Source organism: Bradyrhizobium genosp. SA-3, from assembly GCF_004212635.1.
GTDB lineage: Bacteria > Pseudomonadota > Alphaproteobacteria > Rhizobiales > Xanthobacteraceae > Bradyrhizobium.
Map to the genome: position 1 here is coordinate 1 of NZ_PSRT01000072.1, position 12,679 is coordinate 12,679.

Sequence of the window (12,679 nt, forward strand, 5' to 3'; positions counted from 1 at the left end):
CGAGGAGGCGCCGGCCTCGACGCGGCGGCGGAGCAGCGGCGTCAGGCGGTCGATCGCGGCGATCTGCTCGTCGAGGATCTGGATGCGCCGCTGCGCGCCGAGCACGCTGAGGAAGGCGATCGCGGTCTCCGACAGCACCTCCAGCCTGACGGCCTTGCGCTGGATCGCGGTGACCTCGATGCCGGCCGCGCCCGCGGCAATCCGCGCCTCCCGTTTGCCGAACAGCTCGAAGGCCTGGCTGATCTGAAGCGTGGTCTCGGCCGACCGCATGCCGCGATATTTGCCGGAGCCGAATGAATCGTCTTGTTCATAGGTCAGTTCCGGATTGAGCAGCGCGCCCGCCTGGATGCGCTGGCCCGTGGCGATGCCGACGTCGCGCTCCGCTGCCGTCAGGCGCGGACTCGCGGCCAGCGCGCGCGACAGCGCGCTCCGCATCGTCAAAGTCTGGGCGTGAGACGGTGCAAGCGCCAATCCGGCAAGTAGACACGCCGCCGCGCACGCGAGGCGCGCGGCCATTCCCCTGCAAAACATGAAACCGACCTGTGAAGGATGAACCTAATGGGCGCGGAGCGCCCGACCAATCCGTTCAGGCAATGTGTTTGGGAGGCGGGGAGTCGGTAGCGGGAATAATTCCAGCGAGCCGGGGCCCACGTTGCAGGCGCGATGCAGACATATGCGCGACCGATGCGGCGGATAGCGCCGGCTGCGCCACCGTCACCGAGAAGCAGCCATGGCAATGATGGCCGCCGATCGCCTTGTGGTCGCCGTGGCCTGTGGAGCCCTCGAGGATCGAAGCGATTTCCGAGCCGCCGGACGGGCTGGTCACGTCGATATCATGCGTACCATGCAGCGCGCCCGACAGCAGGTACATGACCGCAACAAACACAGCCATGAGCCCACGCCAATTGCGCGTGTGCCTGAGTTTGAAAGGCCGGCGGTTCAAGACCACGAATTCACTCATCCTGTCAGTCAGGCTGGCCTAGCACGGCGACGGGAACAGTGTCGACCCGCAACAATGTTACGTGTTGGGAACTTGATGTCGCGGGCGCCGGCCCACCGCGATTGTCCGGCGCGTGCAACCGCTCTATTTTGTGAGCATGGCTGATGCATGCTGCTCACCGCCGCCGCTCGATCTCGATTGCCATCGCGACAACAAGGCGTATCGTCGTGTGCTTTGGGCGGTGCTCGCCATCAATGCCGTCATATTCCTGGCCGAGATCGGCGCGGGCCTTGCTGCGGGATCGGCGTCGCTCCAGGCTGACGCGCTCGATTTTCTTGGAGACGCCGCGAACTACGCCATCAGCCTTCTGGTGGTCGGCATGGCGCTGCGCCATCGTGCGGCCGCGGCCCTGGCGAAGGGGCTGACGATGGGCGCCTTTGGCCTTTGGGTCGTCGGCACGGTGGTCTGGCACGCAGCCCATGGCACGCTGCCGAACGCTTTCACCATGGGGACGGTTGGTGTCGCGGCGCTTGCCGCGAACGCTGCTTCGTTCGGATTGTTGTGGGCCCATCGCAAGGGCGACGCCAATATGCGCTCCGCCTGGATATGCACCCGCAATGACGTGCTCGGAAACATCGCCGTGCTGTTGGCCGCCCTCGGCGTGTTCGGGACCGGTACGGGCTGGCCCGATATCATCGTGGCCGCAATCATGGCCGGCCTCGCGCTTCAGGGAGCGGTTGTCGTGGTACGGCACTCCCGAATGGAGCTGAAGGTTGCTCCGGCCTAGAACAAAACCTTGGTTGACGGCCAGATAGAGACCAGCCACGAACTCAGCAGTGATCTTCTATCGCTTTGGAGATTTCGTTCGGCGCGGCGAAAATCACGTCCGCCCGGTCACCCATCATGCCGGCCGACACGATAGCGGGCGCGCCGCTCTGCGGTCCGTCTTGGCTGGAATCCGTTTTCAGACGCAGATTGCGCTCCCAGAAGGGGCGCGTCTTGCCGTCGGCCGTTGTCACCCGGTAGGTGTCCCGACAGTGGGTCATGCCGGTGACGCGCTGAGCGGGATCCAGCTTCTTCAGATTGGGGGCGCGGCCGCTGCCCATCATCCCTCCCATCATGCCGCCCCCATTCATGCGGTTTTCGGCCGTTCGCTCCGGCGCGGCCCCCGGCCTGGTGGCCTCCTTAAGGAATGCCAACAGATCCGCGCGAACGCGTGAGTCATCGATCCCCTCGAACGGCATCTCGTTGTGCGGCACCATGCGCGCAGGATCGGTCAACCAGGCATCCAGCGAACGGTCGTCCCAGATGATTCCCGAAGCTTTCAGCGCGTCGGAGTAGCGGTCGAAACTCGGCAAGCTTGCGGCCTTCCTCCCCCAGAGATTTGCAAGACTTGGCCCCGTCATGTTGCGGTCGGGCTCGAGCGAGTGACATGCCGCACAGACGCGAAAATCGCGTTCGCCCCGAGCCACGCTGTCCTGCTGCGCGCCGGCCGGCGAGGAGACGAGGATGGCCGCGAATGCCACGAAGAGAAGGCGATCCATGTTCAGTCTCCCCGATTTGAGAAGAAGAGATACTTGACCAGCGCTGCCGCCCCCAGCGCGAGCACGACGACGACCAGAACCCCGATCAGCCCCATGCCGCCCATCATTCCCGACATCATGTCCTGCATCATGGCTCACCTCATTCGGCTGGCTCCTGGATTCGCAATTTTGCGACGATCGCTTTCGATTTTCCCGGAGGTTGTGGTTTGCCCGCAGAAGGCAAATGGAAGCCCTTCACCAGGCCGAAGATCGCCGGGATCACGATCAGCGTCAGCAGCGTCGAGGAGATCATGCCGCCAATCATGGGCACGGCGATGCGCTGCATGATCTCCGAGCCGGTGCCGGTGCTCCACATGATCGGCAGCAGGCCGGCCATGATCGCGACCACCGTCATCATCTTCGGGCGGACGCGCTCGACGGCACCCTCCATGATGGCAGCGTAGAGATCCTCGCGGGTCAGCGGGCGGCCCGCGAGCGCGCAGCGCGCTCTGGTCTCGGCGAGCGCCTGGTTGAGATAGATCAGCATCACCACGCCGGTTTCGGCTGCCACGCCCGCGAGCGCGATGAATCCGACGGCGACCGCGACCGACAGGTTGAAGCCGAGCCACCACATCAGCCAGAGGCCGCCGACCAGGGCGAAGGGCAGCGAGAGCATAACGATCAAGGTCTCGGTGACCGAGCGGAAGTTGAGATAGAGCAGGAGGAAGATGATCAGCAGCGTCACCGGCACCACGATCTTGAGCCGCGCGGTGGCGCGTTCGAGATATTCGTACTGCCCGCTCCAGACCAGATAATAGCCGGGCGGGAATTCGATGCTTGCCTGCACGGCGTGCTGCGCATCGGCGACGTAGCCGCCGAGGTCGCGGTCGCGAATGTCGACATAGATGTAGGTGGCGAGCTGGCCGTTTTCGGTTCGGATCGAGGTCGGCCCGCGTGCCGGCGTCACGCTTGCGACCTCACCGAGAGGGACGGCGCCGCCTGATGGCATCGGCACCAGGATGTCGCTGCTGATCGCCTTCGGATTGTCGCGCAGGTCGCGCGGGTAGCGCATATTGACGGTGAAGCGCTGACGTCCCTCTACCGTCGTCGTCACGGTCTGGCCGCCGAGTGCGGTCGCGATCGTGTCCTGCACGTCCTGTACCATGATGCCGTAGCGCGACAGCGCCTCGCGGTTCGGCGTGATCTCGAGGTAGTAACCACCGAGGCCGCGCTCGGCATAGGCCGAGGAGGTGCCGGGGACCGCCTTGAGCACCTGCTCGACCTGCTTTGCGAGCTTGTCGATTCCGGCGAGATCGGTGCCGATGACCTTGACGCCGACGGGCGTTCGGATGCCGGTCGAGAGCATGTCGATACGAGCCTTGATCGGCATGGTCCAGGCGTTGGAGACGCCAGGAAACTGCAATGCCTTGTCCATCTCGGCGACCAGGCTGTCGACGGTTACGCCCGCGCGCCACTCGGTCTTTGGCTTCAGATTGATGATGGTCTCGAACATCTCCGATGGTGCAGGGTCGGTTGCCGTCGCCGCGCGGCCGGCCTTGCCGTAGACCGAGGCAACCTCCGGGTAGGAGTGGATGATGCGGTCCTGGATCTGCATCAGCTCGGCGGCCTTGGTCACGGAAATGCCGGGCAGCGTCGTCGGCATGTAGAGCAGGGTGCCTTCGTTGAGGCTCGGCATGAACTCGGTGCCGAGTCGCCCGGCCGGCCACACCGAGATGGCGAGCACGCCGAGCGCGAGGAGGATCACCGGGATCTTGGCGCGCAGCACGCCAGAGATCACCGGGCGGTAGATCCAGATCATGAAGCGGTTGATCGGATTCTTGTGTTCCGGAACGATCTTGCCGCGGACGAAGATTACCATCAGCGCCGGGACCAATGTCACCGACAGCAGTGCCGCCGCCGCCATCGCAAAGGTCTTGGTGAAGGCGAGCGGACTGAACAGCCGGCCTTCCTGAGACTCCAGCGTGAAGATCGGCATGAACGACACGGTGATGATGAGGAGGCTGAAGAACAGGGCGGGGCCGACTTCCGCGGCGGCCTCGATCAGGATCGCGACCCGCGAGCGGCCGGGCTCGGCGCGTTCGAGATGCTTGTGGGCGTTCTCGATCATGACGATGGCGGCGTCGATCATGGCGCCGATTGCGATCGCAATGCCGCCCAGACTCATGATGTTGGAGCCGATCCCGAGCAGCTTCATGGCGCCAAAGGCCATCAGAACGCCCACGGGAAGCATCAGGATCGCGACCAGCGCGCTGCGGACGTGCAACAGGAACACGATGCAGACGAGGGCGACGACGATGCTCTCCTCGACCAGCGTATGCCTCAGCGTATCGATCGCCGCGTAGATCAGGTTCGAGCGGTCATAGACCGGAACGATCTCGACCGATTTCGGCAGGCTTGTCGCGATCTCCCTGAAGCGCTTCTTGACGTTCTCGATCACGTCGAGCGCGTTCATGCCAAAACGTTGGAGCACGATGCCGCTCGCGACCTCGCCCTCGCCATTGAGCTCGGCGATGCCGCGCCGCTCGTCGGGACCGAGCTCGATGCGGGCGACGTCGCGTAGCTTGACCGGAGTGCCGTCGTTGGTCTTCAGCACGATGTTGCCGAGATCCGCGATGCTCCTGAGATAACCCTTGCCGCGGATGACATACTCGAACTCCGACAGCTCGACGGTGCGGCCGCCGACATCGGCATTGCTGGCGCGGATCGCCTCGCGCATCTTCTGCATGGTGATGCCGAGGTCGCGCATGCGCTGCGGATCGAGGATGACATTGTATTGCTTGACGAAGCCGCCGACGCCGGCGACCTCCGCGACGCCTTCGGCCTTGGCCAGTGCGAATTTCAGGTTCCAGTCCTGGATCGTCCTGGTCTCCGCGAGGTTCAGCTCCTTCGACATGACGGCGTATTGGTAGACCCAGCCGACGCCGGTGGCGTCCGGGCCGATCGTCGGCGCCACGCCGGCCGGCAGCCGTGATGCCGCGCCGTTGAGGAATTCGAGCACGCGCGAGCGCGCCCAGTAGATGTCGGTGCCGTCCTCGAAGATGACGTAGACGAAGGAGACGCCGAAGAACGAGAACCCGCGCACCACCTTCGATTTCGGCACCGTCAACATCGCCGTGGTGAGGGGATAGGTGACCTGGTCCTCGATCACCTGCGGCGCCTGTCCCTGATATTCGGTGTAGACGATGACCTGGGTGTCGGAGAGATCAGGAATGGCGTCGAGCGGCAGATGGACGAGGGCGTAGAGGCCCGCGGCGGCTGCAAAGCCGGTGCCGAACAGCACCAGCAGCAGGTTGCGTGCCGACCATGCGATGAGGCGCGCGATCATGGCTTGGCTCCCATCGCCTTGTCGCCGGCTTGCACCGTGCCGGTCTCGGCAAAACCTTTCAGCGCGGCCTTCAGATTGCTCTCGGCGTCGATCAGGAAGTTGGCGGAGGTGACGACGGCGTCGCCCTCGGCAAGGCCGTCGCGGATTTCGACATAGCCGTCGCCGCGCCGTCCGGGCTTGACCTCGCGCGGCTCGAAACGCCCCTGGCCCTTGTCGACCAGCACGGCCTGCCGGCTGCCGGTGTCCAGCAGCGCGCTCTCGGCGACGCTGAGCACCGCCGCCGGCGTGCCAGTGTCGATCTCGGCGTCGACATACATGTCGGGAAGCAAGGCGAGGTCGGCATTCGCCAGCTCAATTCGCACCCGCGCCGTGCGCGTTTCCTTGTTCACCTGCGGATAGATCACGCTGATCAGGCCCTTGAAGTCGCGGCCGGGATAGCTGCGGGCCCGCACCATCACGGGCTGGCCGACAGCGACATTGCCGAGATCGCGCTCGGCCACATCGACCGTGGCCCAGACCCGCGAGATGTCGGCGATGCGGAACAACACGTCGCCGGGCTGGGCGCGCATGCCCTCGATGGCGTTGCGCTGGAGCACCATGCCGTCGCGCGGCGATGACCACTGAACCGTGATCGGCAGGGCGTGGCTCTTCTCCATTTCGGCGATCACGGATTCGGGAACGTCGAGATTGATCAGGCGCTGCCGGGAGCCGCGGCCATAGGGCTCGATACCCGCCGTCGTCTTCGAGGTGATCGTCGCGAGATATTCGGCGGCCGCCGACGAGACGGCGGGGCTGTAGATCTCCATCAGCGGCTGGCCCTTGGTCACGCGGCTGCCGGTGGTGACGTCGGCGACCTTCTGCACAAAACTGTCGGCGCGCATCGCGACCACCGAGACCCGGCGTTCATCGAGCTGGATCGTGCCGGGCGCGCGCACCAGCGTTCTGATCCGGCGCAGCTCGGCCGGTTCGGATTTGACGCCGCTGCGCTGAATCTTGCCGGGCGACAGTTTCACCGACCCGTCGTCGCTGTCCTCGCCTTCGTAGACGGGGATGTAATCCATCCCCATCGAGTCCTTCTTCGGCACCGGCGAGGTGTCCGGCAGGCCCATCGGGTTGCGGTAATACTTAATCTTGCGATCGCCCTTGGCGTCGGTTGCCATGACGGCGGGCGCTTCGTCAGCTTCCTCGAAGCTGATGTCCTCGTTCGCCCGCACGGCGCGATAGTCGCGGCCGTCGGCGGTCTTCTTCGGGGTGAGCGAATAGAACGGTTTGCCGTCCGGATCCCGGAAATAGATCGGTGCGCCCGCGTCAGCCGCATGCGCGGCGAAGGTCAGCGAGCTTGAATCTGACTGAGGCTGCACGGCGCGGCCGCCAATCAGTGCGACACCTGCCGCCGCGAAAATCGCAGCGGCAGTGCCTGTAACGGCGAGGCGGGTCATTTCTCGGCCGTGACGACGAGCTTGTTTTCGACCGTGCCGGTCTCGCCCTGTACCTTGGCGCCGAGCGAGAGTTGCCAGCGTCCGGCCATGCTGAAATTGGCCTTGAAGCGATAGGTCCCGGGTTCGGTGCCCGGCATCGGCGTGACCTTGGTGACCATCTCCTGCATGCCGTCAGGCGCCATGTCGAGCCGGCTGGCGAAGATCACCGCATCGGGTATCGCCTTGCCGCTGGTCTTGTCGACCAGCCGCACGGTCACGATGCGATCGGCCCCGGTCTTGATGGTCGGTTGAACCAGATGGAATTCGTAGTTCTTGATTTCGGCGTGAACGCTCCCCGTGAGCGCAGCGCCGATCAGCGCGGCGATGGCGGCGCGCGCGAGCTTGGTGGTCGTCATAATTTATAGTTCCTCGATGGGTCTGATGGAGCCGCTGGAGCTGCTCGCGGCAAGCCGACATGCAGCCAAGCGGCAGGCAATGGCGCGCACGCCGTCGGCGCGCACGATCATCAGGCGCGTCAGCGCCGATCAGGCCCGGGTTCGAGGAGGATGGTCGGGAGGTTTTGCGGCGAGGCCGTCGCGCAGGCGGTCATTGCCCGGCGCGAGCGCGCTCTTCTGCGGCTGCCGCTCGATCTCCGTGCTCGCTCCGGAAGGAGCGGAGAGCGAGAGGCTCAGCATGCACAGCGCGACGAGCAGACAGGAATCGCAGGTCTTGCTCTTGGTCTGATCCGGGCAGCAGGGCATGTCTTCGGACATGCCTTGCGTGTCGTCTGACATCGCCGTCATGCTGCTTCCTGCACCCGATACCGCCATAGCAGATGCCGGCGTCGCCAGCGGTGCGAGCAGGAGCCCGACCGCCACGAGCAGCATCACGACAGCCTTGGCGAACCTATTCAGGTGCATGCCTCATTGTCGCATGGCACGGCGGAATCTGTAAACCGGCCCGACATCACGATTTGGCCAGAGGCGGACGCGGCGGCATCTTGCGCGTGGGGCAATATAATTCGCGTTAAGCAAATTCTGAATTTTTGGAGGAGCGTGCGATCAGGCACTGCGCTCGGGGCGTTGCGACAACAACGCTTCAGCTGCCGCATCTTGAAGGAGCCAATCATCTTTGGCTTCGATCGTGACCGCGACGCGGCGGCTCGCCTCCATTGCCCGCTCCAGCCACTTGATGGCCTCGTCGATCCATTCGTCATGGTGCGCTGGATCGGCGATGGCCTTTTCCCGAAATGCGTCTGCCTGCTTCAGGCAAGCGGTTCTGCGGTCCACGCGGCTCTCCCGAGTTTTCCGCCCCGACCGCATCTTTGATGCATCGCGTAATGGACGTCGTTAACATAGGACATGTGACGCGCCCGCAAAAACGGAAGGCATCGCGAATGTTTGTTCCCGCCGACGATGCCGGCCTTCGGCATCGCGGGCGCGGCAACTGCGGTCATTACGAACGCGGGAGGGCTCGACCTTCATACATGAACGTCATCGGCTTTGGTCCCCGCATATAGCCGACATTGAGATCTTGGACGGCGAAGCCGTTGGTGCGGATCAGGTCTGCGATGGCGCGGTTGAGATGGCAGCCGCCCGCGATGACCTTCCAGGGCGGGGTCAAACGATCCTGCCACCATTGCACGCTGGGCTCGGGCGCGCGGCCATGCTCGACGAACAGAAGCTGTCCGCCCGGCTTCAGGATACGTCGAGCCTCCGAGAGCGCGCGATTGACGTTGGGGATGCTGCACATCGTCCACGTCGTCACGACGGTGTCCGCGCTCGAACTCTCCAGCGGAATGGCTTCCGCGGAGCCTTCGATCAGATCGAGCCGGCTCGCATGCTGCCGACCGGCGTTGCGCGCGACCTCCAGCAGCTTGGGTGATGGATCAATGCCGATGATTTGCGTCACGCTCGGCCCGTAGAATCCGAGATTGAGCCCCGGACCAATGGCGAGCTCAAGGACGCGCCCCGTTGCGGCGGATGCGACCCGGGTACGATAAGGCACGAGCTGGGCCTGGCGCATGGCGAGCTGCGTCAGCCAAGGCAAGATCCTGTCCTGATAGAAGCTCATGCGACTCCTCGGACATCGTATCTGTCTCGCGGGGCCGTGCTGGCCCCGCGTCCTGTCGCGGTGGCCTTACGCTCGCTCTTCCCAGATCATCGCGAGATGCACGATGGTCTGCACCGCCTTTTCCATGTCCTGCCGGCTGACCCATTCCAGCCGCGAATGAAACGCGTGCTCGCCGGCGAAGATGTTGGGGCAGGGCAGTCCCATGAAGGACAGGCGCGAGCCGTCAGTGCCGCCACGGATCGCGGTGCGCATCGGGCGCAGGCCGGCGCGGCGGATCGCCTCGATGGCGTATTCGAGCACGTGCGGGTGACGGTCGATCACCTGCTTCATGTTGCGGTACTGCTCGCGCACCTCGAACGTGTAGGTCGAGCGCGGATAGTCCTTCATCACGTCCTTGACGATGTTTTCGAGCAGGACCTCCTTCTCCTTCAGCCCTTCCTCGGTGAAGTCGCGGACGATGAAGGAGAGCGTCGCCTGTTCCAGCGCGCCCTCGATGCCGACCGGGTGCAGAAAGCCCTGCTTGCCTGAGGTCGTCTCTGGCGAGCAGCCTTCCCTGGGCAGGCGCTCGACGATGGCGGCTGCGATCTTGATCGCGTGCTCCATCTTGCCCTTGGCATAGCCGGGATGGGCGCTGACGCCGTTGATGGTGATGGTGGCCCCATCGGCCGAGAAGGTTTCGTCCTCGACGCAGCCGGCGCTCTCGCCGTCCATGGTGTAGCCGAAATCGGCGCCGAGCTTCTTCAAATCGACGTTGTCGACGCCGCGGCCGATCTCTTCATCCGGGGTGAACAGGATCTTGATGGTGCCGTGCTTCACATCGGGATTGTTGATGAAGAAATGCGCGGCATCCATGATCTCGGCGACGCCGGCCTTGTTGTCTGCACCCAGCAGCGTGGTGCCGTCGGTCGTGATGATGTCGTTGCCGATCTGGCTTTTCAGCGCGGGGTGCTCGGCAAAGCGGATCACCTGGCTGGTGTCGCCAGGCAGCACGATGTCGCCGCCGCGATAGTTCGTGACCACCTGCGGCTTGACGTCCTTGCCGGTGACGTCGGGCGAGGTGTCCATGTGCGAGCAGAAGCAGATCACCGGCACCTTCTTAGGTGTGTTGGCCGGGATCGTTCCATAGACATAGCCGTAGTCGTCGAGATGCGCGTCCTCAACACCCATGGCTTTCAACTCGGCGGCGAGTACGCGGCCGAGATCCTTCTGCTTCTCGGTCGAAGGCGAGGCCGGAGAATCCGGATCGGACTGGGTGTCGATGGTGACGTAGCGCAGGAAGCGCTCGGTCACGGTATGCGAAAAGGTGAGGGAGGACATTTCTGGTCAAACCGCCGGGTCAGGTGAGCAAGGCGATATACCAGAAAAGCGGGCCGCGTTGCGGCCGGAACGAGGTCGGATCAGGCTTAACGAAACGTAATGACTAGATCGCCTCTTTCAGTTCCTTGACCGGGCGGAACGCGACCTTCCTGCTGGCCTTGATGTGGATCGGCTCGCCGGTGGCGGGATTGCGGCCGGTGCGGGCGGCGCGCTTGCGGACCTGGAGGATGCCGAGACCGACGATCCGGACGCGGTCGCCCTTCTTCAGGTGCTTGGCGATCAACTCGACCATGTCGGTCAGGACGGCCTCGGCGCGCTTTTTCGACAGGTCCTGGCTCTCCGCGATGTCAGCGGCGAGGTGCTTGAGTGTGATGGTGGCGGGAGCGGCTGCTTTCTTCGCCATGTCTGCCTCCTCGATTCTGGCCGGAGTCCTCTAGGAAGATAGTCTGGGAACTCCGCAAGTTCCGCGAGGCGTAGACGATTCGGGAATGGACTGACTACGCGCCTGCGCGGCCCGTTAAGCATCGTCTGCATGCGGTGCTTGGTAGGAAACGCCGGCGTTGCGGCTAACGACGCAACGTCCTTGACTTCACCAAGTCCGGCCTTTAAGTCCCCCCTCGTTCCGCAGACATTTGCGTGTCACGCGGGAGTAGCTCAGTTGGTTAGAGCGCCGGCCTGTCACGCCGGAGGTCGCGGGTTCGAGCCCCGTCTCTCGCGCCATTTCATGGCGGAATACACCCCTCGATCTCATAAAATCAATGGTTTGGCGGCTTGTCTTTACCTGTCGCTGGACATCAAAAAGGCCGCCCGAGGGCGGCCGTTTGGCATCAAATCGGACCTTTCGTCTCAGCGAATCTCAGACGTGCCCGCGCTGGTCACCACCACTGGCTTGCCGGCCTTCATCACGTGAGTGGACTGGGCGGTCTGGGCGTAATCGGCATGGGTGCGGGCCGCGATCCCGAAGCCGGCCACTGCAATGCCGGCGACCAGCGCCACCACCACGATCTTGAGGTGGGTCGCACGATCAGCAGAGTGAATTGAGTGGTTCATCTGAGCCTCCCGACGGGCTTTGCCGCCGTCTATGGGCTCCTCTTCTAGGCACTCTCTGTTTCCGGATGGTTTCGCGGGTTCCGCAAAATGGTTTCATTAATCCGCCCGCTTGGTTTCGCCGGGCTGGTGGCCTGAAGCGGCGTCAGGCGGCCGCCCGGTCGATGTCATCCCGGATCGAGCGGGCGGCCCAGATGAACAGCAGGGCGCCAAGCGTGGTCGTGACCGCGGCCGAGAGCAGGGAGTAGCGTACGGCGTCCGTGCCATAACGCCTTTAGAATGTCGTTGACCATGCCCACCACCAGTGGACGGACGAGGCCGAGGTGATCGCGCGGCTCACAGCGGTCCTCGCGGCGGCTTACTTGCGCCCGCCGTGACCCGGGCTTGGCACGCCCCGGCTTTCTTGGCAGAGGTGGAATCATGAGCGAGACGGAGAGCAGGGGCGGGTCGACGTCGTCCGAAACGGACGAGAGCGCGCCGGCGGCGCCGATCACCGCGATGCTGTCATCGCGGCTGATGGTGCTCGCCAACCTGCTCAAGCGCGGCGCCATCCTCCGCTACAAGCGTCTCACGGGGCTGAACTCGGTCGAGTTCGGTCTCGTCGCCTCGCTTGGGCGGCGGCCACCTATGAGCGTGGCGCGGCTCGCCGAGGCCGTCGGCCAGGACAAGGGACAGATCAGCCGTGCGCTGGCAAACCTGTTGTCGCGCAAGCTGATCGCGAAAACGGCAAACCCGAAGGACAGCCGCGAGGTGCTGATCTCGCTGACTGCGACGGGCCTCGCCGCGCATGATGCGATCGTCGATGGCGCGCAGGAACGCAATCGGCGCCTGCTGCAACATTTGAGCGAAGCCGAGTTCCACGTACTGCTGCGGCAGGTCGATCAACTCACGGCGATCGCCGCCGAGATGCTCGAGAGCGAGAAGAATTCGCGCTGATGTCTCGGCAATCTCTGGAAATATTGGAGCGCTTCTAAGAATCTTTCTAAGAAGTTTTCAAGTAGGCAATTCGCGCGCC

15 protein-coding genes, 1 tRNA gene and 1 pseudogene are annotated in these 12,679 nt (G+C 64.1%); 3 read left to right on the forward strand and 14 right to left on the reverse strand.

Annotated elements, in window-relative coordinates; translation table 11 throughout:
• Window positions 1–531, reverse strand: a 531-nt coding sequence (locus CWO91_RS24155; RefSeq protein ID WP_130216918.1) for a TolC family protein, incomplete at its 3' end; no start/stop codon positions are given.
• Between the two features lie 55 nt (window positions 532–586).
• Window positions 587–961, reverse strand: coding sequence for a hypothetical protein (locus tag CWO91_RS24160; protein ID WP_165405671.1), 375 nt, complete (start codon window positions 959–961; stop codon window positions 587–589).
• A 136-nt stretch (window positions 962–1,097) separates the two neighbouring features.
• Here CWO91_RS24160 and CWO91_RS24165 point away from each other — a divergent pair, with 136 nt between their 5' ends.
• On the forward strand, window positions 1,098–1,727 hold the full coding sequence (locus tag CWO91_RS24165; protein WP_130216920.1) for a cation transporter: 630 nt from the start codon (window positions 1,098–1,100) through the stop codon (window positions 1,725–1,727).
• Between the two features lie 43 nt (window positions 1,728–1,770).
• Here CWO91_RS24165 and CWO91_RS24170 read toward each other — a convergent pair whose 3' ends face one another.
• The 10 genes from CWO91_RS24170 to CWO91_RS24210 all read right to left on the reverse strand — a co-directional run bounded on the left by CWO91_RS24170 (window position 1,771) and on the right by CWO91_RS24210 (window position 11,020).
• Window positions 1,771–2,484 carry a c-type cytochrome gene (locus tag CWO91_RS24170; RefSeq protein WP_130216921.1) on the reverse strand — a complete coding sequence of 238 codons (714 nt, stop codon included), beginning with the start codon at window positions 2,482–2,484 and terminating at the stop codon, window positions 1,771–1,773.
• Between the two features lie 2 nt (window positions 2,485–2,486).
• Window positions 2,487–2,615, reverse strand: coding sequence for a hypothetical protein (locus CWO91_RS45060; RefSeq protein ID WP_283810993.1), 129 nt, complete (start codon window positions 2,613–2,615; stop codon window positions 2,487–2,489).
• A gap of 8 nt (window positions 2,616–2,623) precedes the next feature.
• Window positions 2,624–5,809 (reverse strand): efflux RND transporter permease subunit, encoded by a 3,186-nt coding sequence (locus tag CWO91_RS24175; protein WP_130216923.1) that lies wholly within the window; start codon window positions 5,807–5,809, stop codon window positions 2,624–2,626.
• A complete protein-coding gene (locus tag CWO91_RS24180) occupies window positions 5,806–7,248 on the reverse strand; it encodes an efflux RND transporter periplasmic adaptor subunit (protein WP_130216925.1) in 1,443 nt (480 codons plus the stop codon). Before CWO91_RS24180 ends, CWO91_RS24175 begins: the two co-directional genes overlap by 4 nt.
• Window positions 7,245–7,643 carry a FixH family protein gene (locus tag CWO91_RS24185; protein ID WP_130216927.1) on the reverse strand — a complete coding sequence of 133 codons (399 nt, stop codon included), beginning with the start codon at window positions 7,641–7,643 and terminating at the stop codon, window positions 7,245–7,247. Before CWO91_RS24185 ends, CWO91_RS24180 begins: the two co-directional genes overlap by 4 nt.
• A gap of 129 nt (window positions 7,644–7,772) precedes the next feature.
• A complete protein-coding gene (locus CWO91_RS24190; RefSeq protein WP_130216929.1) occupies window positions 7,773–8,147 on the reverse strand; it encodes a hypothetical protein in 375 nt (124 codons plus the stop codon).
• Between the two features lie 141 nt (window positions 8,148–8,288).
• Window positions 8,289–8,516: a hypothetical protein gene (locus tag CWO91_RS24195; RefSeq protein WP_130216931.1), complete on the reverse strand. Its 228-nt coding sequence runs from the start codon at window positions 8,514–8,516 to the stop codon at window positions 8,289–8,291.
• Between the two features lie 166 nt (window positions 8,517–8,682).
• Window positions 8,683–9,300, reverse strand: coding sequence for a class I SAM-dependent methyltransferase (locus CWO91_RS24200; RefSeq protein WP_130216933.1), 618 nt, complete (start codon window positions 9,298–9,300; stop codon window positions 8,683–8,685).
• A gap of 66 nt (window positions 9,301–9,366) precedes the next feature.
• Window positions 9,367–10,617 (reverse strand): peptidase T, encoded by a 1,251-nt coding sequence (gene pepT, locus CWO91_RS24205; RefSeq protein WP_130216935.1) that lies wholly within the window; start codon window positions 10,615–10,617, stop codon window positions 9,367–9,369.
• A gap of 103 nt (window positions 10,618–10,720) precedes the next feature.
• On the reverse strand, window positions 10,721–11,020 hold the full coding sequence (locus CWO91_RS24210) for an HU family DNA-binding protein (protein ID WP_130216937.1): 300 nt from the start codon (window positions 11,018–11,020) through the stop codon (window positions 10,721–10,723).
• 240 nt (window positions 11,021–11,260) lie between these two features.
• Here CWO91_RS24210 and CWO91_RS24215 point away from each other — a divergent pair.
• Window positions 11,261–11,337, forward strand: a tRNA-Asp gene (locus tag CWO91_RS24215).
• Window positions 11,338–11,463: 126 nt separating this feature from the next.
• Here the strand turns inward: CWO91_RS24215 and CWO91_RS24220 are convergent.
• Both CWO91_RS24220 and CWO91_RS45255 read right to left on the reverse strand, forming a co-directional pair.
• On the reverse strand, window positions 11,464–11,667 hold the full coding sequence (locus tag CWO91_RS24220) for a hypothetical protein (RefSeq protein WP_128933438.1): 204 nt from the start codon (window positions 11,665–11,667) through the stop codon (window positions 11,464–11,466).
• 142 nt (window positions 11,668–11,809) lie between these two features.
• A pseudogene (locus CWO91_RS45255) lies at window positions 11,810–11,978 on the reverse strand (spinster family MFS transporter); the annotation flags it as partial.
• Between the two features lie 106 nt (window positions 11,979–12,084).
• Here CWO91_RS45255 and CWO91_RS24230 point away from each other — a divergent pair.
• A complete protein-coding gene (locus CWO91_RS24230; RefSeq protein ID WP_130216939.1) occupies window positions 12,085–12,600 on the forward strand; it encodes a MarR family winged helix-turn-helix transcriptional regulator in 516 nt (171 codons plus the stop codon).
• The last annotated feature ends 79 nt before the right edge of the window (window positions 12,601–12,679 follow it).

Coding starts and splice junctions, on each gene's coding strand:
- CWO91_RS24160 (WP_165405671.1), bottom strand. CDS start 961: ATGAGTGAATTCGTGGTCTTGAACCGCCGGCCTTTCAAACTCAGGCAC.
- CWO91_RS24165 (WP_130216920.1), top strand. CDS start 1,098: ATGGCTGATGCATGCTGCTCACCGCCGCCGCTCGATCTCGATTGCCAT.
- CWO91_RS24170 (WP_130216921.1), bottom strand. CDS start 2,484: ATGGATCGCCTTCTCTTCGTGGCATTCGCGGCCATCCTCGTCTCCTCG.
- CWO91_RS45060 (WP_283810993.1), bottom strand. CDS start 2,615: ATGATGCAGGACATGATGTCGGGAATGATGGGCGGCATGGGGCTGATC.
- CWO91_RS24175 (WP_130216923.1), bottom strand. CDS start 5,809: ATGATCGCGCGCCTCATCGCATGGTCGGCACGCAACCTGCTGCTGGTG.
- CWO91_RS24180 (WP_130216925.1), bottom strand. CDS start 7,248: ATGACCCGCCTCGCCGTTACAGGCACTGCCGCTGCGATTTTCGCGGCG.
- CWO91_RS24185 (WP_130216927.1), bottom strand. CDS start 7,643: ATGACGACCACCAAGCTCGCGCGCGCCGCCATCGCCGCGCTGATCGGC.
- CWO91_RS24190 (WP_130216929.1), bottom strand. CDS start 8,147: ATGCACCTGAATAGGTTCGCCAAGGCTGTCGTGATGCTGCTCGTGGCG.
- CWO91_RS24200 (WP_130216933.1), bottom strand. CDS start 9,300: ATGAGCTTCTATCAGGACAGGATCTTGCCTTGGCTGACGCAGCTCGCC.
- pepT (WP_130216935.1), bottom strand. CDS start 10,617: ATGTCCTCCCTCACCTTTTCGCATACCGTGACCGAGCGCTTCCTGCGC.
- CWO91_RS24210 (WP_130216937.1), bottom strand. CDS start 11,020: ATGGCGAAGAAAGCAGCCGCTCCCGCCACCATCACACTCAAGCACCTC.
- CWO91_RS24220 (WP_128933438.1), bottom strand. CDS start 11,667: ATGAACCACTCAATTCACTCTGCTGATCGTGCGACCCACCTCAAGATC.
- CWO91_RS24230 (WP_130216939.1), top strand. CDS start 12,085: ATGAGCGAGACGGAGAGCAGGGGCGGGTCGACGTCGTCCGAAACGGAC.